At 64.1% G+C, this 24,299-nt stretch carries 25 protein-coding genes and 7 tRNA genes; 12 read left to right on the top strand and 20 right to left on the bottom strand.

From position 1 onward, the window contains the following. Positions 1–249: 249 nt before the first annotated feature. Together GEV37_RS06025 and luxS are read left to right on the top strand one after the other, a co-directional pair. On the top strand, positions 250–402 hold the full coding sequence (locus tag GEV37_RS06025) for a metallothionein (RefSeq protein ID WP_227389340.1): 153 nt from the start codon (positions 250–252) through the stop codon (positions 400–402). A 348-nt stretch (positions 403–750) separates the two neighbouring features. Continuing rightward, complete coding sequence (gene luxS, locus GEV37_RS06030; RefSeq protein WP_227389341.1) at positions 751–1,275, top strand: S-ribosylhomocysteine lyase; 525 nt, start codon at positions 751–753, stop codon at positions 1,273–1,275. Between the two features lie 123 nt (positions 1,276–1,398). Here luxS and GEV37_RS06035 read toward each other — a convergent pair. From GEV37_RS06035 to GEV37_RS06090, 12 genes are all read right to left on the bottom strand, one after another. Beyond that, positions 1,399–1,486 (bottom strand) — tRNA-Ser (locus GEV37_RS06035). 91 nt (positions 1,487–1,577) lie between these two features. Further along, positions 1,578–2,078, bottom strand: a complete 501-nt coding sequence (locus GEV37_RS06040; protein ID WP_227389342.1) for a YiiD C-terminal domain-containing protein — start codon at positions 2,076–2,078, stop codon at positions 1,578–1,580. Between the two features lie 13 nt (positions 2,079–2,091). Continuing rightward, positions 2,092–2,652 (bottom strand): nitroreductase family protein, encoded by a 561-nt coding sequence (locus tag GEV37_RS06045; protein WP_227389343.1) that lies wholly within the window; start codon positions 2,650–2,652, stop codon positions 2,092–2,094. A gap of 45 nt (positions 2,653–2,697) precedes the next feature. After that, positions 2,698–3,531, bottom strand: coding sequence for an NADPH-dependent 7-cyano-7-deazaguanine reductase QueF (gene queF, locus GEV37_RS06050; protein WP_227389344.1), 834 nt, complete (start codon positions 3,529–3,531; stop codon positions 2,698–2,700). A 9-nt stretch (positions 3,532–3,540) separates the two neighbouring features. Further along, entirely contained in the window at positions 3,541–4,314 is a 774-nt protein-coding gene (locus tag GEV37_RS06055) for an ABC transporter permease (protein ID WP_227389345.1), read from the bottom strand. Then, positions 4,311–5,273, bottom strand: coding sequence for an ABC transporter ATP-binding protein (locus GEV37_RS06060; protein WP_227389346.1), 963 nt, complete (start codon positions 5,271–5,273; stop codon positions 4,311–4,313). The genes GEV37_RS06055 and GEV37_RS06060 overlap by 4 nt, the downstream gene beginning before the upstream one ends. Before the next feature lie 166 nt (positions 5,274–5,439). Next, a tRNA-Gly gene (locus GEV37_RS06065) sits at positions 5,440–5,514 on the bottom strand. Between the two features lie 23 nt (positions 5,515–5,537). Further along, a tRNA-Glu gene (locus GEV37_RS06070) sits at positions 5,538–5,613 on the bottom strand. Positions 5,614–5,632: 19 nt separating this feature from the next. After that, positions 5,633–5,707: transfer RNA gene (locus GEV37_RS06075), tRNA-Gly, on the bottom strand. 23 nt (positions 5,708–5,730) lie between these two features. Beyond that, positions 5,731–5,806 (bottom strand) — tRNA-Glu (locus GEV37_RS06080). 5 nt (positions 5,807–5,811) lie between these two features. Beyond that, positions 5,812–5,886, bottom strand: a tRNA-Gly gene (locus GEV37_RS06085). 23 nt (positions 5,887–5,909) lie between these two features. Further along, a tRNA-Glu gene (locus GEV37_RS06090) sits at positions 5,910–5,985 on the bottom strand. A 389-nt stretch (positions 5,986–6,374) separates the two neighbouring features. On the opposite strand from GEV37_RS06090, the gene GEV37_RS06095 reads away from it, so the two are divergent. From GEV37_RS06095 to htpX, 5 genes are all read left to right on the top strand, one after another. Next, entirely contained in the window at positions 6,375–8,015 is a 1,641-nt protein-coding gene (locus GEV37_RS06095) for a gamma-glutamyltransferase family protein (RefSeq protein ID WP_227389347.1), read from the top strand. 113 nt (positions 8,016–8,128) lie between these two features. Beyond that, complete coding sequence (gene msrB / locus GEV37_RS06100) at positions 8,129–8,527, top strand: peptide-methionine (R)-S-oxide reductase MsrB (protein ID WP_227389348.1); 399 nt, start codon at positions 8,129–8,131, stop codon at positions 8,525–8,527. An 83-nt stretch (positions 8,528–8,610) separates the two neighbouring features. Next, positions 8,611–9,588, top strand: coding sequence for a ribosome biogenesis GTPase YlqF (ylqF, locus tag GEV37_RS06105; protein ID WP_227389349.1), 978 nt, complete (start codon positions 8,611–8,613; stop codon positions 9,586–9,588). A 31-nt stretch (positions 9,589–9,619) separates the two neighbouring features. Further along, complete coding sequence (locus tag GEV37_RS06110) at positions 9,620–10,867, top strand: pyridoxal phosphate-dependent aminotransferase (RefSeq protein ID WP_227389350.1); 1,248 nt, start codon at positions 9,620–9,622, stop codon at positions 10,865–10,867. A gap of 88 nt (positions 10,868–10,955) precedes the next feature. Beyond that, entirely contained in the window at positions 10,956–11,858 is a 903-nt protein-coding gene (htpX, locus tag GEV37_RS06115; RefSeq protein WP_227389351.1) for a protease HtpX, read from the top strand. A 123-nt stretch (positions 11,859–11,981) separates the two neighbouring features. On the opposite strand, the gene pdxB is transcribed toward htpX, so the two are convergent. Further along, a complete protein-coding gene (gene pdxB / locus GEV37_RS06120; RefSeq protein ID WP_227389352.1) occupies positions 11,982–13,127 on the bottom strand; it encodes a 4-phosphoerythronate dehydrogenase PdxB in 1,146 nt (381 codons plus the stop codon). Positions 13,128–13,204: 77 nt separating this feature from the next. On the opposite strand from pdxB, the gene GEV37_RS06125 reads away from it, so the two are divergent. Continuing rightward, positions 13,205–13,486 (top strand): hypothetical protein, encoded by a 282-nt coding sequence (locus GEV37_RS06125; RefSeq protein WP_227389353.1) that lies wholly within the window; start codon positions 13,205–13,207, stop codon positions 13,484–13,486. A 55-nt stretch (positions 13,487–13,541) separates the two neighbouring features. Here the strand turns inward: GEV37_RS06125 and GEV37_RS06130 are convergent, their stop codons facing one another. After that, positions 13,542–14,441 carry a LysR family transcriptional regulator gene (locus GEV37_RS06130; RefSeq protein WP_227389354.1) on the bottom strand — a complete coding sequence of 300 codons (900 nt, stop codon included), beginning with the start codon at positions 14,439–14,441 and terminating at the stop codon, positions 13,542–13,544. Between the two features lie 104 nt (positions 14,442–14,545). Between GEV37_RS06130 and GEV37_RS06135 the strand changes: the two genes are divergently transcribed. Further along, entirely contained in the window at positions 14,546–15,280 is a 735-nt protein-coding gene (locus tag GEV37_RS06135) for an SDR family oxidoreductase (protein WP_227389355.1), read from the top strand. On the opposite strand, the gene trpA is transcribed toward GEV37_RS06135, so the two are convergent. After that, on the bottom strand, positions 15,277–16,128 hold the full coding sequence (gene trpA, locus GEV37_RS06140; RefSeq protein WP_227389356.1) for a tryptophan synthase subunit alpha: 852 nt from the start codon (positions 16,126–16,128) through the stop codon (positions 15,277–15,279). The genes GEV37_RS06135 and trpA overlap by 4 nt on opposite strands. After that, positions 16,125–17,342: a tryptophan synthase subunit beta gene (trpB, locus tag GEV37_RS06145; RefSeq protein WP_227389357.1), complete on the bottom strand. Its 1,218-nt coding sequence runs from the start codon at positions 17,340–17,342 to the stop codon at positions 16,125–16,127. Before trpB ends, trpA begins: the two co-directional genes overlap by 4 nt. A gap of 101 nt (positions 17,343–17,443) precedes the next feature. Here trpB and GEV37_RS06150 point away from each other — a divergent pair, with 101 nt between their 5' ends. Continuing rightward, a complete protein-coding gene (locus GEV37_RS06150; protein ID WP_227389358.1) occupies positions 17,444–18,343 on the top strand; it encodes a LysR family transcriptional regulator in 900 nt (299 codons plus the stop codon). Here the strand turns inward: GEV37_RS06150 and mmuM are convergent. The 4 genes from mmuM to GEV37_RS06170 form a co-directional block, all read right to left on the bottom strand. Further along, positions 18,335–19,297, bottom strand: a complete 963-nt coding sequence (gene mmuM / locus GEV37_RS06155) for a homocysteine S-methyltransferase (RefSeq protein ID WP_227389359.1) — start codon at positions 19,295–19,297, stop codon at positions 18,335–18,337. The two genes, GEV37_RS06150 and mmuM, sit on opposite strands and share 9 nt — an antisense overlap. Continuing rightward, entirely contained in the window at positions 19,294–20,712 is a 1,419-nt protein-coding gene (locus tag GEV37_RS06160; RefSeq protein ID WP_227389360.1) for an amino acid permease, read from the bottom strand. Before GEV37_RS06160 ends, mmuM begins: the two co-directional genes overlap by 4 nt. A 161-nt stretch (positions 20,713–20,873) precedes the next feature. Next, a complete protein-coding gene (locus GEV37_RS06165) occupies positions 20,874–21,920 on the bottom strand; it encodes a DUF2235 domain-containing protein (RefSeq protein WP_227389361.1) in 1,047 nt (348 codons plus the stop codon). 52 nt (positions 21,921–21,972) lie between these two features. After that, on the bottom strand, positions 21,973–22,602 hold the full coding sequence (locus GEV37_RS06170) for a LysE family translocator (RefSeq protein WP_227389362.1): 630 nt from the start codon (positions 22,600–22,602) through the stop codon (positions 21,973–21,975). A gap of 142 nt (positions 22,603–22,744) precedes the next feature. On the opposite strand from GEV37_RS06170, the gene GEV37_RS06175 reads away from it, so the two are divergent. Next, complete coding sequence (locus GEV37_RS06175) at positions 22,745–23,302, top strand: P-loop NTPase family protein (protein ID WP_227389363.1); 558 nt, start codon at positions 22,745–22,747, stop codon at positions 23,300–23,302. Between the two features lie 62 nt (positions 23,303–23,364). Next, positions 23,365–24,297: a glycerophosphodiester phosphodiesterase gene (locus GEV37_RS06180; RefSeq protein ID WP_227389364.1), complete on the top strand. Its 933-nt coding sequence runs from the start codon at positions 23,365–23,367 to the stop codon at positions 24,295–24,297. The last annotated feature ends 2 nt before the right edge of the window (positions 24,298–24,299 follow it).

A 24,299-nucleotide genomic window follows, 5' to 3' on the forward strand; every position in this document is an offset into this window, starting at 1 on the left:
TTAGGGTTCAAGGACGAAAAGAAGCTCAGGATAGAGCGCCACGTCTCAAGGAAACGAGAAGCTCAGGAAGAGCAAAAGGTAGTCAAGGAAGAGAAGAGAGGCAACGGAAAAGCACCCTTTCACAGGGTGCTTTTTCGTATCTGTCGTTCAAGGATTCCCTTTGAAACATTCCCACCGCCTCGACAAAATGCGATTACATAACATCGCCTCGGGTGACTACGCTTTGAAGGTCAACCAAGGAGGTGTCCCATGTCGAATCAACAGTGTGCATGCCCCAAGTGTAACTGCGCGGTCAACGAGCAGTCGATCGAGAAAAACGGTCAGCGTTTCTGCTCGAACGCTTGCGCCACTGGTCACGCCGATGGCTCCAAGGATTGCGGCCACGACTGCCACTGCGGCTGATCTTTCGAGCCCGCGTGACGATGCGCCCGAAAGCGTTGACTTTCGGGCGCTTTTCGTTGCCTGGAATGATAATGCCGCTGCGTAATCGAGCGCTTTGCACTACGCTTAGAAGGATTCATTCACTACCAATCAGGGAAAGATCATGCCATCGACCACCGTCATCGTCGTCCTCATCGTCATCATCGCCGTACTGGGCATCGGCTTCAGCGGTGCGCTGCCCTTCTAGGCGATCCGAAGCTCCACGGGCCGGGTAGCGAGAGAGCGCAACACGCTCCCCCTTTTCGCGTCAATAATGCGACAATAGGCGCACCGGCCTACCTGGCCCATCGACCGATCTAGGAGACACGTATGCCCCTTCTCGACAGTTTCACCGTGGATCACACCATCATGAATGCGCCGGCGGTGCGCGTCGCCAAGACCATGACCTCCCCGTCCGGCGATACCATCACCGTGTTCGATTTGCGCTTCAACAAGCCCAACGAAGAGATGATGGGCGAGAAAGGCATCCATACCCTCGAGCACCTGTTCGCGGGCTTCATGCGTAATCACCTCAACGGAGACGGCGTCGAGATCATCGATATCTCGCCGATGGGGTGCCGTACCGGCTTCTACATGAGCCTGCTGGGAAGCCCTTCGGAAGAGCGCGTGAGCGACGCCTGGCTCGCCTCGATGCGTGACGTGCTCAAGCTCGAGCGCATGGACGAGATCCCCGAGCTCAACGAGTACCAGTGCGGCACCTACGTGATGCACTCCCTCGACGACGCCAAGAGCATCGCCCAGGCGATCATTGATCGCGGCATCGGCGTGAACAAGAACGCCGACATCGCGCTGAGTTCCGAGCGCCTGGCGGCACTGGGTAACGACGTGAAGTAAGTGACCTATCGACCATGAAAAGCCCCGCCCTCGACATAAGGGCGGGGCTTTTTAATAGCTGCCACACCGAATCCAAGATACGAAAAAGCCCGCTGATCACTCAGCGGGCTTTTCTCGATTCGGTGGCGGAGGGGGAGGGATTCGAACCCTCGAAGCCTTTCGACTTACACACTTTCCAGGCGTGCTCCTTCGACCACTCGGACACCCCTCCGCAATTCGTTCCTGGTGAAGGCGTTGCCTTTCCCGATGGAACGGCGCGTATTTTAGGGTTTAAGACGTTAAATAGCAAGTCTTTTCCGCATTCACTCGAGCACGGCGTAGTGGCCGGTGGCTTCGAGGCAGCGCGTATCGCCGCAGTAGAGCGTCTGGGTCAGGGTGATGCGGCCCTTGCCGTGCATGACCAGCCGCTCGGCAAGCCGCTGGGGGCCGTCAGGTTCGCTGGGTGTGCAGACCAGCCGGTAATCGCCGGTGACCGGGGCGAGAAAGCGCTGGGTGGCCTCGGCGACCACCACGTCCCGGGCCTGGCCCTGACGACGCAGCCATAAGGTGACCCAGCACCAGCCTTGAAGCGTTGTCTGGGCGGCAAGCGCGCCACCGAAGCCGGTGCCCTTGTCGTTGAGGTTCGGCGCGAGCGCCAGGTTCCAGATCAAGCGCTCGCCTTCTTCACGCATCGCCTCTATACCCAGCGATGCAACCATGGGAATGGCCTCGGCGAGCCAACGCTGGAAGGTGGCCAGATCCTCGCGGCCATCTTCCGGCAGCGGCAGGCGCGGATAGGGAACACCGGGGGTGCGAGAACTCATTCGCCCTGCCCTTTCAGCTCCAGCGCTCGACGAAATCGGCGCTGTCGTGTCGAGCCACCGGCTTGTGGCGCCCGCCGAGGCTGCCCAGGTAGATGAACGCTACCACCTCGTCGTCCTCGTCCAGGCTCAAGCCCTTGCGCACCACCGGGTCGAAGGCGTACTTGCCGCTTCGCCACATCGCACCCAGCCCTAGCGCGTGGGCAGCCAGCAGAATGCCGTGGGCGGCGCAGCCGGCAGAGATAACCTGCTCCATCTTGGGCACCTTGGGAAGCTCCGGCGTCACCTTGGCGATCACCGCGATCACCATCGGCGCGCGCAGCGGCTTTTGGCGAGCGGCATTGAGCACGTCATCCTTGGCGCCGGGGTCTTCCTGGAACTCCGCCTCGGCGAACAGCTCGCCCAGGCGCACGCGCCCTTCACCACTGAACTCGATGAACCGCCAAGGGCGCAGCTCCTTGTGGTCCGGGGCGCGCAGCGCCGCCTGATAGAGGGCTTCGAGCTGCTCGGCGCTAGGGGCGGGCTCGGTGAGCTTGCCCATGGAGCTGCGTTGGTGAAGAAGCGTCAGTGCGTCCATACGGCGTCCTTTGAGTGAATCAGCCTGCTACTCTAGCGCAAGCCGCTACTGGCGTGCCAGACGCAGCGAGCCGGGCGCGGCCATACCCGGGGTAGCCCGCCAGGGGCTGATGTCGAGCCCGCCCCGGCGCACGTAGCGGGCCAGCACCAGAAGCGCCTCGGGGGCGGCTTCGCGCATCAGGTCGGTGAAGATGTGCTCCACGCAGTGCTCATGGAAATCCTGATGCTGGCGAAAGCCAATCAGGTAGCGCAGAAGGCCCTCGCGGTCGATGCGCGGCCCCTTGTATCGAATCATCACACTGCCCCAGTCCGGTTGGCCGGTGACGGGGCAGTTGGACTTGAGAAGATGCGAATAGAGCGTCTGCTCGACGATCTCGCCTTCGGCCTTGAGATGCGCGGCACTCGGCGTGTAATCGTCGATGTCGATCTCGAGGCCGTCGAGGCACTCGCCGGGCAGGCGCACCGGGGCAAGCTCCGGGGCGTCCACGTCGAGCAGCAGCACGCCGACCGGGGCCTTGGCCACCTCGGCCAGATCCCGTGAAAGCACCTCAATCACTGCCTCACGGCTCTCGAAGCGGGTCTGGTTGAAGCTGTTGAGGTAGAGCTTCCAGGACTTGGATTCGATCAGGTTCGGCGAGCTGGCCGACAGCGTGAAGCGGGCCACCGCCACCACGGGCTTGCCGCGCGCATCGAGCCAGGAGAGTTCGAAGGCGTGCCACTCGTCCTCGCCGATGAAGGGCAGCGCGCCTTCCTCGATGCCCAGCGGCGCCCGGTTGGCAGCACGAGGAATCGCGAAGAGCAGGCTCTTGTCGTAGCGTTCGGGGTAGGCGGAATCGCGCCCCAGGGGCGCATGTTCCAGAGTATCGGGGCGATGGGCCATGAAAGCTCCTTAACTGCGAATGCCGCGACCGCGCTCGAGCATGAACAGCGCGACGGTGAACAGCACGACGATGAAGGCGAAGACAGCGGTCAGCGCCCAGCCCACGGGGATGTCCGACACTCCCAGAAAGCCGTAGCGGAAGACGTTCACCATGTAGAGGATCGGGTTGAGCATCGACACGCCCTGCCAGAAGTCCGGCAGCATCGAGATCGAGTAGAACACTCCGCCCAGGTAGGTCAGCGGTGTCAGCACGAAGGTCGGCACGATCGAGATGTCGTCGAACTTGTTGGCCAGCAGCGCGTTGATGAAGCCGCCGATGGAAAACAGCGCCGAGGTCAGCACCACTACCAGAAGAGTCAACAACGGATGCTCGACGGAGAGCTGGGTGAAGAACAGCGACACGACCGTCACGATCAACCCGACGCCTAGCCCGCGCGCCATGCCGCCCAGGATGAAGCCGGAAAGGATCACCCAGTTGGGCATCGGCGAGACCATCATCTCCTCCACCGAACGCTGGAACTTGTTGGAGAAGAAGCTCGAGGCAACGTTGGAGTAGCTATTGGTGATCACCGACATCATGATCAGCCCGGGGACGATGAAGTCCATGTAGCTGAAGCCGTCCATCGCGCCGATGCGCGAGCCGATCAGGTTGCCGAAGATGATGAAGTACATCGCCATAGTGATCGACGGCGGCAAAAGCGTCTGCGGCCAGATACGCGTGAAGCGCTTGATCTCCTTGACCACCAGCGTCCAGAGGGCAATCAACGTTTGGGTGGCGTTCATGCGTCGACCTCCTTGGCGCTCTGTTCGTCAATGGGTGACTGGCCCTGCTCGACCATGGAGACGAACATTTCCTCGAGTCGGTTGGCGCGGTTACGCATCGAGATCACCTGGATGCCCTGCTCGCTCAGCGCCTGGAACACGGTGTTGAGTTCCTGCCCACGGTGAATGGCGAGCGCCAGCTGGGTTGGCTCGATCTGCTGGAGTTCGAAGCCCGGGATCTCGGGCGCGCGTTCGACGGGGACTGCGAGATCGAGCAGGAAGGTTTCGGTATCAAGCTCGGCGAGCAGCTCGCGAATGCTGGTATCGCGCACGATCTCGCCGTTATTGATGATGGCGATGTTGCGACACAGGCTCTCCGCCTCTTCGAGGTAGTGAGTGGTCAGAATGATGGTGGTGCCCTCGTCGCGATTGAGGCGACGCATGTACTCCCACATGCTGCGCCGAAGCTCGATGTCGACGCCGGCAGTGGGCTCGTCGAGGATCAGGAGCTTCGGGCGGTGCATCAGGGCGCGGGCGATCATCAGGCGCCGCTTCATGCCGCCGGAGAGCATCCGCGCGCTGCCGTTACGCTTGTCCCAGAGGCCCAAGTCAGTCAGGAGCTGCTTGGCGCGGGGGAGCGCCTCGCTTCGCTTCATGCCGTAGTAGCCCGCCTGGGCCATGACGATATCCAGCACTTTCTCGAACTGGCTGAAGTTGAACTCCTGGGGCACCACGCCGAGCTGGTACTTGGCCTTGGCGAAATCGCGGTCGATGTCGATGCCGAAGATGGAGACCTTGCCCTCGGTCTTTTGCACTAACGAGCAGACCACGCCGAGCGTGGTCGACTTGCCGGCACCGTTGGGACCGAGAAGCGCAAAGAAATCGCCCTGCTGAACGTCGAGATCGATCCCCTTCAGGGCGCGAAAGCCGTTGCCATACACCTTGGTGAGGCCACGGATAGACAATGCCGGTTCGGCCATGAAAATGTCCTGTCAGCAAAAAGAAGGTAAACAGTATAGAGCGCCAATAGATGGGGGCAGCCAGGATCGTTTTCAAGCTAATGGCTGGGTGCGCCTGAACATCGGAAACGACAAAACCGCCGCTACCGCAGGATAGCGAACCGATGGAATATACAGAGAAGAAAACTGGAGCGGGAAAAGAGATTCGAACTCTCGACCCTCGCCTTGGCAAGGCGATGCTCTACCACTGAGCTATTCCCGCTTATAGATAGGTTGGCGGCGAGATGGCGTCCCATAAGGGGTTCGAACCCTTGTTACCGCCGTGAAAGGGCGGTGTCCTGGACCACTAGACGAATGGGACGCATAAGCAATTTAATGCTTGGAGCGGGAAAAGAGATTCGAACTCTCGACCCTCGCCTTGGCAAGGCGATGCTCTACCACTGAGCTATTCCCGCTTATCAATTTCTCGCGATCGAAGTGGCGTCCCATAAGGGGTTCGAACCCTTGTTACCGCCGTGAAAGGGCGGTGTCCTGGACCACTAGACGAATGGGACGCATTTGGAGCGGGAAAAGAGATTCGAACTCTCGACCCTCGCCTTGGCAAGGCGATGCTCTACCACTGAGCTATTCCCGCACTCCGATACCTTGACGATGAAGTGGCGTCCCATAAGGGGTTCGAACCCTTGTTACCGCCGTGAAAGGGCGGTGTCCTAGACCACTAGACGAATGGGACGTTTCATTGCCTCGTCGAGGTGGCGCGTATAATACTCAGCCGGCATTTTTCTGTCAAGGCGCTGATTTTCAATTTATCTACATCGGTAGGTGCATCGCCCCCTGTCCATGCCTGAGGGTTGCCCGCGCACCATAATGGGGCGATATTGATTCAGCGCCACACAAGAGTGGAGATCGCGGCCAATCATCGGCGTGGCTGCCTTTCGATGGCGCGGGGAAAACGGCGCTTGGCACTGTCTTGGCACACTCATTGCGTTACCAGGAGTCCACTCCACGAGTCAGAGAGTCGTCATGACCTTCACGCGCCGCAGATTTCTAGTCACTACCGCTTCCTCGGCGGCGGGCCTATCGCTCGGTCTTCCCGCCCTGGCAGGCGCCCAGGAAAATACAATGCCAATGACTCACGACGCTCCCGCATCGAGCGCCTTCGCGCCCGGGGACGCCTTCAACACCCAGCGAAGCTATGGCGGCGGAAGCTGTGTCGCACCCCATCACCTGGCCGCCAACGCCGGGCGCGACATTCTCAAGCAGGGTGGCAACGCCGTGGAAGCGATGGTCGCCGCCGCCGCGACCATCGCGGTTGCGTATCCACACATGAACGCCATTGGCGGCGACGGTTTCTGGCTGATCCACGAACCCGGCAAGGCACCGGTGGCGATCGACGCCTGCGGGCCGGCGGCACGCCTGGCCACACCCGCCTTCTACCAAGGCCAGGCGCAGATTCCCGAACGCGGCCCCACTGCCGCCTTGACCATGGCCGGCACCATCGGCGGCTGGCAGGAAGCGCTCGACGTGGCAAGCGACTGGGGAAGCGCCCTGCCCCTGCCCACCCTGCTCGGCGACGCCATTCGCCACGGCGAGCAGGGCATCGCCGTTTCGCGCAGCCAGGAGGCGCTGACGCGCCAGCATCTCGAGCGCCTGTTCCAGAGCCCCGGCTTCGGCGATACCTTTCTGAGCCAGGGCGACGTGCCCCGCGAAGGCGCACGGCTGCGCCAGCCCCGGCTTGCCGCCACGCTGAAACGCCTGGCCGAGGCGGGGCTCGACGACTTCTATCGCGGCGAGCTGGCCCAAAGCATGGCCCGAGATTTGGAGGCGCTGGGAAGCCCCTTGCGGCTCGAGGATTTCAACGCCTACCGCGCCCAGCGCGTCACGCCCCTCGAGGTCGCTCTAAAGAACGCCACGCTCTACAACCTGCCCGCCCCCACCCAGGGCATGGCGTCCTTGATGATTCTGGCACTCTATGAGCGCCTGGGCGTAAGCGATGGCGAAGGCTTCGCGCACCTGCACGGGCTGGTGGAGGCGACCAAGCGCGCCTTCCTGCTGCGCGATCGTTACATCACCGACCCGGGACGCCTGGATGTCGACCTGCAGACGCTGTTGAGCGCCGAAAACCTCGACCGCGAGGCTGCCCAGATCGATCCCGAGCGCGCCCTGGCCTGGCCGCATACGCCAGCGCCCGGCGACACCATCTGGATGGGCACGGTTGATGCCGAAGGCCGTTCGGTGAGCTTCATCCAGAGCATCTACTGGGAGTTCGGCAGCGGCGTGGTGCTGCCGGAAAGCGGCGTGCTGTGGCAAAACCGCGGCATCAGCTTCTCGCTGGACGAGAACGACCTGCGCGGGCTCGCGCCGGGTCGCAAGCCGTTTCACACCCTGAACCCGGCGCTGGCGCGTTTCGACGATGGCCGCACCATGGTGTACGGCACTATGGGCGGCGAAGGCCAGCCGCAGACCCAGGCGGCGCTCTTCTCGCGCTACGCCTTTCACCACAAGCCGCTGCAGCAGGCCGTGGCCGCCCCGCGCTGGCTGCTCGGGCGCACCTGGGGCGAGGAGAGCACCAACCTCAAGCTCGAATCGCGCGTCGACCCGGAGGTGGTGGAGCACCTGCGCGCGGCCGGCCACGATGTGGAAGTGCTTGCAAGTTCCTACAGCGACACCATGGGCCATGCCGGCGCCATCGTGCACCACCCGGACGGGCTGATCGAAAGCGCCCACGACCCGCGCAGCGACGGTGGCGCGGCCAGCGTTTGAGCGCGCCCACGGTTATGGCCTAGACTGAACCCCATACCGCAAGTGAAGGTCTGATGTACGTCTTGCTCGTTGACGAGCAAGGCGTTTTCTCCCCCGCCGATCAGGAGGCGCCCATGGCCAAAGTCGATAAAACGCCGGAGCAGTGGCGCAGCGAGCTGAGCGCCGAGCAGTACCACGTCACCCGGGAAAAAGGCACCGAGCGCCCGTTCACCGGCGACTACCAGGTACGCGACGAGCAGGGTATCTACCACTGCATCTGCTGCCACGCACCGCTGTTCGAGAACGAGCACAAGTTCGAGGCGGGCTGCGGCTGGCCAAGCTTTGATCGTCCGCTGGGCAAGCGCAGCGTGGAGGAGCACCGCGACCAGAGCCACGGCATGGAGCGCACCGAGGTGGTCTGTTCCCACTGCGACGCCCACCTGGGCCACGTCTTCCCGGACGGGCCGCCGGAGACCACCGGGCTTCGCTACTGCATCAACTCGGTGGCGCTGGAGTTCCACCCGGACGAGTGACCGCGCCCGACCCGACGGGCCGCCGTTCTGATAGAATGGCGGCCCGTTTTTTTGTGCCTCACTTTGAGCCCTAGGAGAGTTCCATGCTCGGCTGGTTTCCCGGACACATGAACAAGGCCCGCCGCCAGATCAAGGAGGCGCTGCCGGAAATCGACGTGGTCATCGAGGTGATCGATGCGCGTCTGCCCTACTCCAGCGCCAATCCGATGCTGGCCGAGCTGACCCGCCACAAGCCGGTGCTCAAGATATTGACCCGCGCGGACCTGGCGGACCCCGAGCGCACCCGGGAATGGGTCGCCCACTTCGACGCCCAGGCGGACACCCGGGCGCTTGCGGTGACCACCACCCAGAGCCGCGAGCTCAAGAAGATTCCCAGGCTCTGCCACGAGCTCGCCGGCGCCGTGCGCGCGGATCGCGACGTGCGGGTGATGGTGATGGGCATTCCCAACGTGGGCAAATCGACGTTGATCAACGGCCTAGCCGGGCGCAAGATCGCCAAGACCGGCAACGAGCCCGCGGTCACCAAGCGCCAGCAGAAGGTGCGCATCGACGGGCGCGTGGCGTTGATCGACACCCCCGGGGTGCTGTGGCCCAAGATCGAGGACCAGGCCAGCGCCTACCGGCTGGCGGCGAGCGGCGCTATCCGCGATACCGCCATCGAGTACGTGGACGTGGCGATCGTCGCCAGCGCCGAGCTCGCCAAGCGCTACCCCGAAGCGCTCAGCGCCCGCTACAAGCTCAAGGAGCTGCCGCGTTACGAAGCGCCCGAAACCGCCCAGGAGATCGACGCCGACGGCCCCAAGCGCCCGGATTTTCTCGCCCTGGCGGGCTTCGACGGCCACGCGATCCTCAAGGAGATCGCCGCTCGGCGCGGCGGGCTTCGCGCCGGTGGCGAGGTCGACTGGCACCGCGGCGCCGAGGTGCTGCTGCACGAGCTGCGCGATGGCAAGCTCGGCCGCATCACCCTGGAAACCCCGGCGGACATCCCACCGCCGCCGGCACCCGATGACGCGGACAATGATCAAGACAGCGCCTTGAATGGCGCGCATAATGGCCAGTGACCCCAACAATCAAGGTACTGTCGGACACCCCATGGATACGCCAACGCCCACCGAGCCCCAGCCTCTCAAGAAATCGCACAAGCTGCACAACGTCTGCTACGACATCCGCGGCCCCGTTCTCGACCACGCCAAGCGCCTGGAAGAAGAAGGCCAGCGGGTTCTGAAGCTCAACATCGGCAACCCCGCCCCCTTCGGGTTCGAGGCGCCGGAGGAGATACTTCAGGACGTGATGCGCAACCTGCCCACTGCTCAAGGCTACTGCGACTCCAAGGGGCTCTACTCGGCGCGCAAGGCGATCATGCAGGAGTGCCAGCGCAAGGAAATTCCTGGCGTAGGCATCGAGGACATCTACATCGGCAACGGCGTCTCCGAGCTGATCGTGATGGCCATGCAGGCGCTGCTCAACGACGGCGACGAAGTGCTGATCCCGGCGCCGGACTACCCGCTCTGGACCGCCGCCGCGCACCTCTCCGGCGGCCACGGCGTGCATTATCTTTGCGACGAACAGGCCGGCTGGGCGCCGGACATCGACGACATTCGCGCCAAGGTGACGAGCCGCACCCGGGCGATCGTGCTGATCAACCCCAACAACCCCACCGGCGCGGTCTACCCGCCGGACGTGGTCAAGGCGGTGCTGCAGGTCGCCCAGGAGCATCATCTGGTGGTCTTTTCCGATGAGATCTACGACAAGATCCTTTATGACGGCGTCACCCATACGTCCACCGGGGCGCTGGCCGACGACGACCAGCTGGTCATCACCATGAACGGGCTCTCCAAGAGCTACCGCTGCGCCGGCTTTCGTTCCGGCTGGATGACCATCTCGGGAACGCTCGCCAAGCAGCGCGCCAAGGACTTCATCCAGGGGCTGACCATGCTCGCCTCGATGCGCCTGTGCGCCAACGTGCCCGCCCAGCACGCCATCCAGACCGCGCTCGGCGGCTACCAGTCGATCAACGACCTGATCCTGCCCGGCGGACGGCTGCTGGCTCAGCGCGATATTACCGTGGAAAAGCTCAACGCCATTCCTGGCGTATCATGCGTGACGCCCAAGGGAGCGCTCTACGCCTTCCCGCGGCTCGATCCCAAGGTATACAACATCAAGGACGACCAGCAGCTGGTGCTCGACCTGCTGCTGCAGGAGAAGATCCTGCTGGTCCAGGGCAGTGCCTTCAACTGGCCGGCGCCGGATCACGTGCGCATCGTCACCCTGCCGTGGGCAGACCAGCTGGGCGATGCGCTCGACCGCTTCGCCAACTTCCTGTCGCGCTATCGGCAGTGACAGTGAACCCGGCGGGCCGCGCAGCCATCTAAACCGACAACAGATCGATGATAGACACCTTTCAAGGACCTTAGAGGGAGATACATACATGATGCGCATTCTGCTGTTTCTGGCCACCAACCTGGCAGTGGTGCTGGTGGCAAGCTTCACGCTGCGCCTTTTCGGCGTGGAGGGCTACCTGCGAAGCCAGGGCATCAACTTCACGGGGCTTTTGATCTTCTGCTTCATCATTGGCATGGCAGGCTCCTTGATCTCGCTTCTGATGTCGAAGTGGCTGGCCAAGCGCTCCACCGGCACCGTGCTGATCGAAGCGCCCGCCAACTCGACCGAGCAGTGGTTGGTGGACACCGTGGCCGAACTCTCCCGAGAAGCGGGCATCAAGACGCCGGAAGTGGGCATCTTTCCCGCCCAGCAGTCCAACGCTTTCGCCACCGGCTGGAACAAGGATGCCGCCCTGGTGGCGGTGTCGGCGGGGCTTCTGAATCGCATGCGCCCGGACGAGGTGCGCGCGGTACTGGCCCATGAGATCGGCCACGTGGCCAACGGCGACATGGTGACGCTGGCCTTGATCCAAGGCGTGGTGAACACCTTTGTCATGTTCTTCGCCCGCGTGGTGGCGCAACTGCTCGACGGCTTCATGAAGAGCCGCGGCAGCGAAGGCGGGCTTGGCTTCATGGGCTACTTCGCGGTGGTCATGGTGGCGGAGATCGTCTTCGGCATCATCGCCTCGGCCATCGTCGCCTGGTTCTCGCGCTTTCGTGAATACCGCGCGGACGAGGCCGGCGCCCGCCTTGCCGGGACCGGCGCCATGGTCAACGCGCTCGAACGCCTGAAGGTCGAAACCGAAATGCCGGACCAGATGCCGGACACCCTGCGCGCCATGGCGATCACCAAGGGCCAGACCCGGTCGCTCATGGAGAAGCTGTTCGCCAGCCACCCGCCGCTGGACGAGCGCATCCGCGCCCTCAAAGAAGCCGCCTACCGCCAGTAAACGCGCCCGGCGTCAAGCACTGCACGGCGGGGGAGCCGAACGATACGTTCGGCTCCCCCGCCGTTTTTTTGGCAAGCACGCCCTCTCATCGCGTCGTCATGGGCGGTGTCCCACGCGCCTACCTCAGCACCGAAGAGTGCGAAATCCCGCGCCGCGCAGCATCGTCTCGAGCGTGACCGCTTCTCCTGCAAGGCGAACCTCGAGGGTCGCGAACTCGCGGCGCAGCGGATAGTGCGTTCGACACGCGTCGAAGCCCTGGGCCATGCCCTGACCCTCGATCGCCCGCGCCAGCGCCTCGTGATCACGGCGCACGTCGTAGACCGCGCGGATACACAACGCCAGCGCCTGATCGAAGGCAAGCGCCTGGCGAAGCTCCAGCGCCGCCAGTGCCGGCGGCGGGCAGATATCCGCGAAGGCGAGCCTTGCGGGTTCGCCCTCGGCCGCCATCAGCGCTTCCTGGATCATGAAGGTGCCGCGCAGCTTGCCATCGAGGCTGTGCCCGGCGATGTGCGGAGTGGCGAGTGCCACCTGGTCGCGCAGGGCCGCATCGATCTCCGGTTCGCTCTTCCATACGTCGAGCACGGCGGTGATGTCGCCAGCGCTTCCCAGGCGCCTTTCGAGGGCCGCGCCGTCCACGCAGTCGCCGCGCCCGGCGTTGATCAGTACGCTTCCCAACGAAAGTGCTGCGATGCGCGCCTCGTCGAGAAGATGACGTGTGGCGTGAGCGCCGTCGCGCACCAGGGGCACGTGCAGGCAGATCACGTCGCAGGTCGCGATCAACGTGTCGAGATCGACGAAACCAGCCTGCCCTTCCCGCTCGGCGCGGGGCGGGTCACACACCTGGGTGGCGATCCCCATGGCCTGCAAGCGGGCGACCAGTCGAGCCCCCACGTTGCCCGCTCCCACCACTCCGATACGGCGCTCGAACAGCGACCATTCCTGGCGCTCGCCCAGCGTCGCGAGACTGCTCAGCACGTAGTCGACCACCGCCTCGGCGTTGCAGCCCGGCGCACTCGCAAAGCCGATGCCCTGTTCAGCGAGCCAGTGGGTGTCGACGTGATCCACTCCAATGGTGCAGCTGCCCACGAAGCGTACCCGGCTGCCCGCGAGCAGCGCCTCGTCGACCCGAGTGATCGAGCGCACGATCAGCGCATCGGCGTCGCGCACATCCTGCCCGGTGATCTCGCGCCCGGGCAGGCGGATGATGTGGCCCAGATGGGCGAAGCAGTCGTCGGCGGCGGGAATGTTGGCATCGATGACGAGTTTCATAGGCGTTTGAGTATCCGAGCTTTACAATATGGCGAAGGCGCGCGATCGAGCGTGACGTGGGGTTCAAGGAGACAGAAGTGATCGTACGCTGGGAAACCGACCATGACTATGTGCTGGTGCATATTCACCAGGATATGTTCGGCGACTGGATCTTCAGCCGCGCCTGGGGGCAGATCGGTACCCAGTTCGGCGGCTTGAAGCACCAGTTGGCCGACTCCCGCGAGCAGACCCAGATGTGGCTCGACGACGAGTCGACCATTCAGGCCTCCCGCGGCTACCAAAAGGTGCTGGAAGCCGCCGACCATACTCCCGAAGCCCAGGACGCCATGCGCCAGCTGTCGCTACTGGATGTTGTGTAGCGACCTCCTCTCGACGGGGCTTGCCTCGCCCCTGTCCCAGGCCTTTCGATGGCACTCACTTCATGGCCGCCATGCGCTCCTCGAACACCGTCGCCACCCAGTCCATGAACACCCGCACCCGCGGCGAAAGCTGGCGATTGCTGGGATAGAGAAGGGAAACCGGGGAGCCGGCGGGCGGAGTGTCAGGCAGAAGCTCGACGAGCCGACCCTCGCGAAGCGCCTGCTCGACGTGATAGCGCGGCATCTGGGCGATGCCGAGTCCCTGGAGGGCGGCGGCGTGGTAGGTGTCGGCGCCGGTCACGGTAACGTGAGCTGGCAGCACCACGTAGTGCGCCTCGCCTTTATCCATCAGTTCCAGCGGCAGCACATGGCCCACCCGGCTGGAGTGGAAGCCGACGATCACGTGGCCGGCCAGCGCCGCCGGGCTTTGCGGCGTGCCGTAGCGGGCCAGATAACCGGGCGAGGCCACCGTGACTTCATCGAGGGTGGCCACCTGACGGGCGACCATGTCGCTATCCTGCAGAATGCCGACCCGCAGCACACAGTCGACGCCCTCGCCCACCAGATCCACCAGCCGGTCGCCTTCGCTGAGCACGATATCCAGTTCCGGGTTCGCCTCCAGAAAGGCCGGTAGCCCGGGCAGCAAGAAGTGCCGGGCCAGGGTGCCGTGAACCCCCACTTTCAGCACGCCGCGCGGGGAGTCGGCGGCCAAGGTATCGGCCTCTTCCACCTGGGACAGAATGCTCAGGCAGCGGTGGTAGTACGCCTCGCCCTCCTGGGTGGGCGTGACCGAACGGGTGGTGCGCTGAAGAAGACGCACGCCCAGGCGCGCCTCCATGGCCTTGATCGCCTCGGTCAGGGTGGAGCGCGAGATATTCAGATCCTGCGCCGCCTGGGTGAAGCTTCGCCGCTCGACGATCCGAGTAAACGCCTGCATCGTATCGAGTCGATCCATTGTTCCCCCTTTCCGACAAGTGATGGCGGAATTGGATTGATTATAGCGTACGAGGTTTCGCTTATGCTGGGGCTCACCCATGACAACGAAACAGGAATCAACTCATGATCGAAGCAAAGGTAGCGCTGGTGACCGGCGCTTCACGGGGGATCGGGGCGGCGATCGCCAAGGCGCTGGCCGCCGATGGCTTCGCGGTCGTCGTCAACTACGCCGGAAACGCTAACGCGGCCGCCCAGGTGGTCGAGGAGATAAAAGCACAGGGCAGCCAGGCCATGGCGTGTCAGGCGAACGTGGCCGACGTGCAGGCGGTGGGCGCCCTGTTCGACAGGATCGAAGCCGAGTGGGGGCGCCTCGACGTACTGGTCAACAACGCCGGCGTGATGACGCTGGCGCCGCTGGCCGAGATGCCACCGCGCGTGGTGGACGAGCAGATCGACATCAACCTCAAGGGGACGATCAACACCCTGCGCGAGGCGGCCAACCGGCTGGGCGATGGCGGGCGCATCGTCAATCTGTCCACCAGCGTGGTGGGCTTGAAGCTCGAGAACTACGCGGTCTACGCGGCGACCAAGGCGGCGGTGGAAACCTTGACCGGGATTCTGGCCAAGGAGCTTCGCGGGCGTGGCATCACCGTCAACGCGGTGGCCCCGGGCGCGACCGCCACGACGCTGTTTTTGAACGGCAAGTCGGATGAGCTGGTCGAGCGCATGGCCAGAATGGCGCCGCTGGAACGACTGGCCGAGCCCGAGGACATCGCCCGGGTGGTGGCGTTTCTCGCCTCCCCCGCCGGGGGCTGGGTCAACGGCCAGACGCTTCGAGCCAACGGCGGGACCGTTTAGCTCACCGCCTGCTCTTCTCGGCAGCGACGAACGCTCTGGGCCAGCTCGCGGGCAAGCCCATGCACGCTTTCGACGGCCTCGTCCGCCGTTCGGGCGCGCTCGATGCAGTCGACCAGCGCCGAGCCGACCACGACCGCGTCGCTGAAGCGGCCGATGGTGGCGGCCTGCTCCGGAGTGCGGATGCCAAAGCCCACCGCCACCGGCAGCGTGGTGTGGCGCTTGAGCGTATCCACCGCGCGTTTGATCGTCTCCGGCGTGGCAGCGCCGACGCCGGTCACGCCGGCGACCGACACGTAGTAGATGAACCCGGAGGCGCTTTCGAGCACTCGAGGCAGGCGCTTGGCGTCGGTGGTGGGCGTGGCCAGGCGAATGAAATCGATGCCATGGCGGGCGGCGGGGGTGCAGAGCTCGTCGTCGTGCTCCGGCGGAATGTCCACCACGATCAGTCCATCGACCCCGGCCTCGGCGGCATCGGCGAGAAAGCGCTCAACGCCGTAGCGGTAGATGGGGTTGTAGTAGCCCATCAGCACGATGGGCGTGTCCCGGTTTTTCTCGCGAAAGCGCTTCACCATGGAAAGCGTCTTGACCTGGGTCTGCCCGGCCTCGAGCGCCCGCAGCGCGGCTTTCTGGATCGCCGGGCCGTCGGCCATCGGGTCGCTGAAGGGCATGCCCAGCTCGATGATGTCCACGCCGGTATCCGGCAGGCCATCGAGCAGGCGCTGGGAGGCTTCCGGGTTCGGGTCGCCGGCAGTCAGGTAGCTCACCAGCGCCGGACGGTTTTGCGCTTTCAGCGCGGCAAAGCAGCGCTCGATACGTGGGATGCCGACAGTCGAGTTGGTTTGGCTCATTGGAACTTGTCTCCTAAATAGTGAGCAACGCTCATCATGTCCTTGTCACCACGCCCGCTCAGGTTGACCACCATCAGGTGATCGCGGGGAAGCGTGGGCGCGCGCTTGGCGACTTCGGCCAGGGCGTGGGCGGTTTCGAGCGCCGGGATGATGCCCTCTTCGCGACAACAGATCTGGAATGCCTCGAGCGCTTCGTCGTCGGTGGCAGATACGTACTCGACGCGGCCCTGCTCGTGAAGCCAGGCGTGCTCGGGGCCGATACCGGGATAGTCGAGCCCCGCCGAAATCGAGTGGGCGTCGATGATCTGGCCATCCTCGTCCTGCAGCAGATAGGTGCGGTTGCCGTGGAGCACGCCGGGCGTACCGCCGTTCAGACTCGCCGCGTGCTGGCCCGTCGCTACCCCCTTGCCACCGGCCTCGACGCCGATCATCTGTACGCTTTCATCGCTCAAGAACGGGTGGAAAAGCCCCATGGCATTCGACCCACCGCCAATGCAGGCAATAAGCGAACCCGGCAGGCGCCCTTCCTTCTCCTGCATCTGGCGGCGGGTTTCATGGCCGATCACCGCCTGGAAGTCGCGCACCATGGCCGGGTACGGGTGCGGCCCTGCCACGGTGCCGATGATGTAGAAGGTGTCGTCGATGTTGGTCACCCAGTCGCGCAGCGCCTCGTTCATGGCGTCCTTCAGCGTGCCGGTGCCGGAGGTGACCGGGATGACCTCGGCGCCCAAAAGCTTCATGCGGAACACGTTGGGCTGCTGGCGCTCGATGTCAGTGGAGCCCATGTAGACCACGCAGTCGAGGCCGAAGCGCGCCGCTACGGTGGCCGTGGCCACGCCGTGCATGCCCGCGCCGGTCTCGGCGATGATGCGCTTCTTGCCCATGCGCTTGGCGAGCAGCACCTGGCCGATGCAGTTGTTGATCTTGTGCGCGCCGGTATGGTTGAGCTCTTCACGCTTCAAATAGATCTTCGCGCCGCCGAAGTGCTCGGTGAGCCGTTCGGCAAAATACAGGGGGCTCGGCCGCCCCACGTAGTCACTCTGGAAATACGCCAGCTCGCGCTGGAAGTCGGGGTCCTGCTTGGCGCTGTCGTACTCCTCCTGCAGCGAGAGGATCAGCGGCATCAGCGTTTCGGCCACGAAGCGCCCGCCGAAGCTGCCGAACAGGCCCTGGGCATCGGGCAGAAGCGGTGAAGGAGTGACAAATTGATTCATGGCGACCTCGGGTGGTAGGCGAATGTCCTTACGCTAACCCAGGCAAGACGGCGGAAAAATCGATAAGATGTCACTCACCTGTGAGCCAGGATCACCGATCAATGAACCAGAGCCTTCCGCCATTGAGCGCCCTGCGCGCTTTTGAAGCCACCGCGCGCCTGGGCAGCGTGACCGCCGCCGCCCGGGAGCTCAATGTGACCCACGGTGCCGTGAGCCGCCAGCTCAAGAGCCTGGATGCGCATTTCGAGACGCGGCTTTTCGACAAGGCCGGCCGTGGGCTAATGCTGACAGCTCACGGCGAGACGCTGCAGGCGGGGCTTGCCGAGGCCTTCGCCAAGCTCCACGACAGTTGCGCGCTGCTCAAGCGTGAGGTGGCTGGCGCGCCCTTCGTGCTGGCCTGCCCGGGCAGCCTGATGGCGCGCTGGCTGATTCCGCGCCTGGAGCCGCTGCGTCAGGCGTTGCCCGAGCTCAAGATCCAGGTGGTGGTCAGCGATACCGAGCAGCCCGGCGGCCAGGAAGGCGCCAGCGCCACGCTGGCATTTCTGGAGCCTCCCTGGCCCGAACGAGGAGAAACGATCGAGCTGATGGCAGAAGAGATCTGCGCGGTGGCAAGCCCGGCGCTGGCCGCGCGGCTCGATGCCCACGCGCCGGCATCACTGTTCGAGCATGGGCTTCTCAGCACCGCCTCGCGCCCCCAGGCTTGGCCGGCCTGGGGGCGCGCCCACGGGCTCGACGTGGCGGCACTCGAGGGTGCCTTGGAACGCGGCCAGGGGTTCGAGCACCTCTACTACCTGATGGAAGCGGCGGTAGCGGGCCTCGGGGTCGCGATCGCCCCTCGGTTGCTGGTGGAGGATGATCTCAAGAGTGGGCGACTGATCGCGCCCTGGGGCAGCGTCACCACGTCTGCTCGCCTCTGCCTGTGGCTTGCAGACGCGCGCCACAACGATGCGGGCGAGCGGCTCGCGGCCTGGCTCGACCGCGAGCTGACAAGATCACGTTAGCGATTGGCGCCACGCAGCCAGCGCCCGAATATCCTCGGGCGTGGTGCGACAACACCCGCCGATGCCCGACGCCCCGGCCGCCAGCCAGCCTGGCGCGCCCTGAACGAGGCCAGAGGGCGCGCCTTGGTGGTCACACGCCGCCGGGTGCCAGGTCTTGGTCACCGGGTCGTACTGCTCGCCGGAATTGGGGTAGACCAGCACCGGCAGATCGCACTCGCCCCTGATCGCCTCGATCAGCGGCGCAATATGCGCAAGCGCGGTGCAATTCACGCCGATCGCCGCCACCCCCGGCCGGCCCGCCAGCGCCCGAGCGCACTCGGCGATCGGCGTGCCGTCGCTTACGTGCGCGCCGTCCTTGGCCGAGAAGGTGATCCAGGCCTGCGCCCCCGGGTGCTCGGCGAGCAGATCGGCGATCGCCAGCGCCTCATCGAGCGACGGCAGCGTCTCCGCCGCCAGCAGGTCCGCGCCAGCTTCCAGCAACAGCGCAAGGCGCTCGCGGTGGAAATCGACCAGTCCCGCGCGGTCCAGATCGTAGCCGCCACGGTACTCGCTACCATCGGCCAGATACGCCCCGTAGGGGCCGACCGAGGCCGCCACCAGCGGTTTCGGGCGCCCGCTATCCGCTTGCCAGACGGCGTCGCGCGCCTCACACGCCAGCGTCACCGAGCGCGTGATCAGCGAGCGTGCCTCCTGCTCGGAGAGCCCGGCGCGCATGAAGCCGGGAATCGTCGCCTGGTAGCTTGCGGTGATCGCGCAGTCGGCGCCGGCTTCGAAGTAAGCCCGGTGGACCTGGCGGATCTTCTCCGGCGCTTCACGCAAGAGCCGCGCCGACCAGAGACTGTCGTTCAGATCGCACCCCAACGCCTCGAGCTCGGTGGCCAGCGCCCCGTCGATCACCATGAAGGGCACGTCCTGCAACAGGGTGGTGATGGGATTGTTCGATCGGGCACTCATGAGACAGACTCCTCGACGGCGGCACGACGCCGGACCGTCTTGCGGCGGTGCAGAAAGTGCACCAGGTAACACAAGAAGATGAACGGCACGCCGAAGTAGAGCGCGACGCGCTGATGCGGATCGAAGGCGATGCCGACGCAGGCGGCCAGACACGCGCCAAAGGCGATCAGTGGCACGAACGGGTAGCCCGGCGTGCGATAGACCAGATCCTCGAGACGCCCGCCCTCGCGCAGGTACTGGCGGCGGAAGTTGAACTGACTCAGCGCGATCGCCATCCACACGATCACCACCGCTAGTCCCGAAATGGACACCAGCACCAGATACACGGTTTCCGGCGCGTAGACGCTCGAGAACAGCGCCCCAAAGCCGCCGATCATGCTCAAGAGCAGCGCGTTCATGGGAATGCCGCGCTTGTTGAGTCGGCCAAGCGACCTGGGCAGCGTGCCCTGATCCGAGAGTGTCCAGAGCATGCGCGCCGAAGCGTAGAGCCCGGAGTTGGCCGCCGACAGCAGCGCGGTGATGATCACGAAATTCATGATGTCCGCCGCCCCCGGCACGCCGATGCGCTGGAACACCGCGACGAAAGGGCTCTGGCCGAGCCCGGCTTCGGTGTGCGGCAGCAGTGCCGCGATCACGATCATGGTGCCGACGAAGAACAGGATCAGCCGCCAGAGAGTGGCGCGAATCGCCTTGGGCACGTTGCGCGCCGGGTCCACCGCTTCACCGGCGGCGATGCCGATCAGCTCGGTGCCGGAGAAGGCGAACATCACCGCCAGAAGGGTCATGCCGATGGTCAGAAGGCTCGGCGGCATCGCGCCTTCGCCCCAAAGTGCGGAGAGCCCGGGGGACGCTACGGCGGCGCCGGTCTCGTCCTGAAGCGGCACGAAGCCGATGATCGCGGCCGCGCCGATCAGCACGAACGTCACCACCGCCAGCACCTTGATCAAGGAGAGCCAGAACTCGGATTCGGCGAAAAAGCGCGAGGTGAAGGCGTTGACGCCGAACACGATGGCGGCGAACAGCGCGCTCCAGTACCAGCCCGGGATATCCTGAAACCATCGGCCCATGAACACCGCCGCCGCGGTGAACTCCGAGCCCAGCGCGACCGTCCAGGTGAGCCAGTACATCCACGCCACCATGTAGCCGGTGCCGGGGCCGATATAGCGCGTGGCGTGGGCACTGAACGCGCCGGAATCCGGCATGTGCACGGCAAGCTCGCCCAGACACATCATCACCAGCCAGGCGACGATGCCGCCCACCAGATACGCCAACACCGCGCCCAGCGGGCCGGCCTGCTGCACCGTATAGCCGGAGCTCAGAAAAAGCCCGGTGCCGATCACGCCCCCGAGCGACAGCATGACCAAATGACGCGTTTGCATGCTGCGCTTGAAGTGTGCGCCCTCTTGCTCGTTCATGATACGTCCTGATGATTGCAAATTGATCTTCACGCGGGCCCGGCCTGCGCGAAGGGCGCACTATATTAGTGCAACCAGGGCGTATCAAAAAGAAATCAAAACACAAGACCCTATTCCTCGAGGCTATAAAGCGGGCTGGGTTTTCGAGGCGCGCGGCTCATTCAGCCGTGAGTGGTTTCGAGCGCGATATTGGCCCAGCCGCGCTCGGCCACCAGCGCCTCCAGCCTGGTCGGTCGGTAGCGTTCGTCGCGTTCGTAGCGCGCCTTCACGCTTTCGTGGATCAACGTGGGGCGGCCTTCGGTGATCAATGGCCGATCGTATTCGGGGCGCAGCCGGTAGATGTGCCGGCGCGAGTGGTGCAGCGCCCCGCGCGCGCCGTCGGTCAGGCGGGTGTAGACGTGCGCGTCCGTCGCCAGGCCCGCGGCATTGGCCTCGGCGAGCATCCAGCCAAGCGGCGCGTCCGAAGCCTGGCGGCCCTGCTTGTCCGGCGCCTTGCCGCCGCCGATGTCGCTGTGCACGCCGGCGAACCACACCTGCTTGAGGTCGACACCACCGCGCGCTTCCCAGAGCGTGGGCTCGAAATTCTTTCGGTGTTCGTCGATCGCCAGCGCATGGCGGGCGGTGGCGATATTGCCGCCCAGCTTGGTGTCGTAGAATTCCTGATCGTTGTTGAACACGCCGCCCAGCAGGCTCAGCGGAATGCCCAGCTCCCCGACCGTGTCCCACACGCCGATGAAGTGAATGCGCCGGCTCGGGTGGCTGTGGCGAGCGCGAAACGCCCGGGCTTTCTCGCCGCCGGGCCAATCGCCGTCCGCGTCGCTTTTGTAGATCTCCCACGCGCGGGTGATCAACGAGGCGTGCTCGCGCGTGAGAATGCCGCAATTGTTGATCAGCCCGCAAAGCACGCGCACGTTGTAGGCGCCGCGGCTGAAGCCGAACAGGTAGATGTCATCGCCCTGAGCGTAGTTGTGCAACAGGTAGCGGTAGCCATCGAGAATGTTCTTCTGAATGCCGGCGCCGGTAAGCGCCCCGCTCAAGTGGTTGCGGTAGGAGCCGATACCCCAGCCGTAGAACACCTGCTGGCGCACGCCCTCGTGCTCCGGAGTAATGCCGCGGGCAAGCTTCAATACGTTTGTCGGGTAGTCTTCCTCAAGATCCTCTTCCGGTTGATTCCAGGTGCCGTCGGCGCAGATGACGAGATGGGCCATGATGTCACTCCTTGACGCCCGGGCGAGTGAGCATCACCAGTGTCGACGCTGCCTACCGGTTCGAGGCGATCAGCGTCCCGCCGGCGGCCATGAACAGGCCCCCGGTCGCCCGGTTGAACCGCTGGTAGCGGCACGGGCTCTGGAACCAGCGGCTGATGCCGGCGCCCAGCCCCGCATAACTCGACATCAGGGTGAAATCGATCACAAGCCAGGTCAATGCAAGAATGATGAATTGCACAAGCTGCGGCTGGCCCAGGTCGATGAAGTTGGGAAACAACGCGGCGAAAAAGAGCAGATCCTTGGGGTTGCTGATACCGACGGTAAAGCCGCGGCGAAAGCGTGTCGCCGCCGATACCCTCGGCCCCGTGGCGACGCCAGGGCTTGCCATCGGCGGGCTAGAGGTATCGCGCCAGGCACTGACGCCCAGGTAGATCAGATACGCCCCACCCACCATCTTGAGCACATAAAAGGCGGTTTCTGACGTGGCGAGCACGGCCCCCAGCCCCAATGACGAGATCAGCATCAGCACCAGCGAGGCCAGAGTGCCACCGAGCACGGTGGTCGTCGCCTGGCGTCGGCCGAACTTCAGCCCGTGGCTGGTGCACAAAAGCGCCACCGGCCCGGGAAAGATGATCAGGGCGAAAATGACGCCTACATAGGTCAGCCACGTTAGCGTGTCCACGCGTACCTCCTTTTTATCATTCAATGGCGGCCCTGCTGACCGACATACAGGGTTAGTCGTGATCATTCAAACACAGCCGCCTTCGGGTTGCTCGATTAAAGCCACCTGCGTAGACTGGCGCGCCGTTTTGAAGGTCAGCGCCATGAAAATCAACGTCGTGGGTACCAGCGGCAGCGGCAAGAGCACGCTGTCGAAAAGGCTCGCCGAAGCACTGAACGTCCCGCATATTGCGCTCGACCAGCTCTTCTGGCGCCCCAACTGGCAGGAAACGCCGGACGATGAGTTTTTTCCTGAACTCGAGGCGGCCCTGGCCGACGCCGCTGATGGTTGGGTGCTCGACGGCAACTTCAACCGCACCCGCGCAATCAAGTGGCGCGAGGTCGACATGATCGTCTGGCTTGATTACGGCTTCTGGCGCACTTTTCGCCAGTCTTTCCAACGAGCGGTCATGCGCATCGTTACCCGCCGCGAACTCTGGCCCGGTACCGGCAATCGCGAAACCTTTCGTAAGACCTTTCTAAGCCGCGACTCGATTCTTTTATGGATGCTGACCTACTGGCGTTCCCAGCGTCGGCGTTACCTGCTGGACACCATGAATCTTCGCTACCGGCACATCCAGATCGTGCGCCTGACCTCCCACAGCGAAGCGGAGTTTCTGATCGAGCGGTTAATCGAGCAACGACATCTGCATTTGGAATAACCCGCGAAACCGGTTAGGTTTTTTGATCACTCATTCAAAAACCATTCAATAAAGGAGTTGCCATGAACCGCTACCTGGCTCTTGTTCTTCATCTGGGTCTTTTCACAGGTACTCTTGCGGCCCCGGCACTGGCTGACACCACGCCGCTCGAGCAGCAGCTAAAGGATCTCGAGTCGTTCCAGGTGATCGCTCACCGCGGTGCCAGCGGTCATGCGCCGGAAAGCAGCATGGCTGCGCTCGAACTCGCCCACGCCTGGGGCGTGGACTACCTGGAGCTGGATATCCAGATGACCGCCGACGGTGAGCTGGTCGCCTTTCACGACGACACCCTCGAGCGCACCAGCAACGGCGAAGGTCATATCAACGACCACACCCTGGCCGAGCTTAAGGACCTCGATGCGGGCAGCTGGTTCAACGAGGAAAACCCCGAACTTGCCGACGATGCCTTCGCAGGCGCAGAGATACTAACGCTCGAGGAAGTGTTCAATCGCTTCGGCCAGGACGCCCGCTACTACCTGGAGACGAAGTCGCCGGAGCTCAACCCGGGCGTGGAAGAGGGGCTGGTGCGCCGACTGGAAGCCTATGACATGATTGAGACCGGGCGCGTGCTGATCCAGTCCTTCGATCAGGAGAGCCTTCTGAAGATTCACGAGCTGAACGCGAGCATCCCGCTGATCCAACTGGTGTGGTATTCCCCGGATGAAGAGAACGAAGGCCGCCTGACGGAGTGGACCGGCGTGACTCCGAGCCCGGACGAGATCACCGATGCGGACTTCCGGGCCGTGGCGGATTACGCCGTGGGGCTCGGCACCAACTACCTGTATGACGGCGAGCCGGTCATCACCAAGGCATTCGTCCAGCAGGCCCAGGACAACGGCCTGGCGGTTCATGTCTATACGGTCAACGACATCGATGAAATGCAGCATCTGATCGACTGGGGCGTCGATGGCCTGTTCACCGATTACGCAGATCGGCTGATCGAGCTGACCGAATAGCC

The organism is Vreelandella malpeensis (genome assembly GCF_020622355.1).
GTDB lineage: Bacteria > Pseudomonadota > Gammaproteobacteria > Pseudomonadales > Halomonadaceae > Vreelandella > Vreelandella malpeensis.

What these genes read in the sequence shown, in the direction of transcription:
- GEV37_RS06025 (WP_227389340.1), top strand. Translation starts at nt 250, where the DNA reads ATGTCGAATCAACAGTGTGCATGCCCCAAGTGTAACTGCGCGGTCAAC.
- luxS (WP_227389341.1), top strand. Translation starts at nt 751, where the DNA reads ATGCCCCTTCTCGACAGTTTCACCGTGGATCACACCATCATGAATGCG.
- GEV37_RS06040 (WP_227389342.1), bottom strand. Translation starts at nt 2,078, where the DNA reads ATGAGTTCTCGCACCCCCGGTGTTCCCTATCCGCGCCTGCCGCTGCCG.
- GEV37_RS06045 (WP_227389343.1), bottom strand. Translation starts at nt 2,652, where the DNA reads ATGGACGCACTGACGCTTCTTCACCAACGCAGCTCCATGGGCAAGCTC.
- queF (WP_227389344.1), bottom strand. Translation starts at nt 3,531, where the DNA reads ATGGCCCATCGCCCCGATACTCTGGAACATGCGCCCCTGGGGCGCGAT.
- GEV37_RS06055 (WP_227389345.1), bottom strand. Translation starts at nt 4,314, where the DNA reads ATGAACGCCACCCAAACGTTGATTGCCCTCTGGACGCTGGTGGTCAAG.
- GEV37_RS06060 (WP_227389346.1), bottom strand. Translation starts at nt 5,273, where the DNA reads ATGGCCGAACCGGCATTGTCTATCCGTGGCCTCACCAAGGTGTATGGC.
- GEV37_RS06095 (WP_227389347.1), top strand. Translation starts at nt 6,375, where the DNA reads ATGCCAATGACTCACGACGCTCCCGCATCGAGCGCCTTCGCGCCCGGG.
- msrB (WP_227389348.1), top strand. Translation starts at nt 8,129, where the DNA reads ATGGCCAAAGTCGATAAAACGCCGGAGCAGTGGCGCAGCGAGCTGAGC.
- ylqF (WP_227389349.1), top strand. Translation starts at nt 8,611, where the DNA reads ATGCTCGGCTGGTTTCCCGGACACATGAACAAGGCCCGCCGCCAGATC.
- GEV37_RS06110 (WP_227389350.1), top strand. Translation starts at nt 9,620, where the DNA reads ATGGATACGCCAACGCCCACCGAGCCCCAGCCTCTCAAGAAATCGCAC.
- htpX (WP_227389351.1), top strand. Translation starts at nt 10,956, where the DNA reads ATGATGCGCATTCTGCTGTTTCTGGCCACCAACCTGGCAGTGGTGCTG.
- pdxB (WP_227389352.1), bottom strand. Translation starts at nt 13,127, where the DNA reads ATGAAACTCGTCATCGATGCCAACATTCCCGCCGCCGACGACTGCTTC.
- GEV37_RS06130 (WP_227389354.1), bottom strand. Translation starts at nt 14,441, where the DNA reads ATGGATCGACTCGATACGATGCAGGCGTTTACTCGGATCGTCGAGCGG.
- GEV37_RS06135 (WP_227389355.1), top strand. Translation starts at nt 14,546, where the DNA reads ATGATCGAAGCAAAGGTAGCGCTGGTGACCGGCGCTTCACGGGGGATC.
- trpA (WP_227389356.1), bottom strand. Translation starts at nt 16,128, where the DNA reads ATGAGCCAAACCAACTCGACTGTCGGCATCCCACGTATCGAGCGCTGC.
- trpB (WP_227389357.1), bottom strand. Translation starts at nt 17,342, where the DNA reads ATGAATCAATTTGTCACTCCTTCACCGCTTCTGCCCGATGCCCAGGGC.
- GEV37_RS06150 (WP_227389358.1), top strand. Translation starts at nt 17,444, where the DNA reads ATGAACCAGAGCCTTCCGCCATTGAGCGCCCTGCGCGCTTTTGAAGCC.
- mmuM (WP_227389359.1), bottom strand. Translation starts at nt 19,297, where the DNA reads ATGAGTGCCCGATCGAACAATCCCATCACCACCCTGTTGCAGGACGTG.
- GEV37_RS06160 (WP_227389360.1), bottom strand. Translation starts at nt 20,712, where the DNA reads ATGAACGAGCAAGAGGGCGCACACTTCAAGCGCAGCATGCAAACGCGT.
- GEV37_RS06165 (WP_227389361.1), bottom strand. Translation starts at nt 21,920, where the DNA reads ATGGCCCATCTCGTCATCTGCGCCGACGGCACCTGGAATCAACCGGAA.
- GEV37_RS06175 (WP_227389363.1), top strand. Translation starts at nt 22,745, where the DNA reads ATGAAAATCAACGTCGTGGGTACCAGCGGCAGCGGCAAGAGCACGCTG.
- GEV37_RS06180 (WP_227389364.1), top strand. Translation starts at nt 23,365, where the DNA reads ATGAACCGCTACCTGGCTCTTGTTCTTCATCTGGGTCTTTTCACAGGT.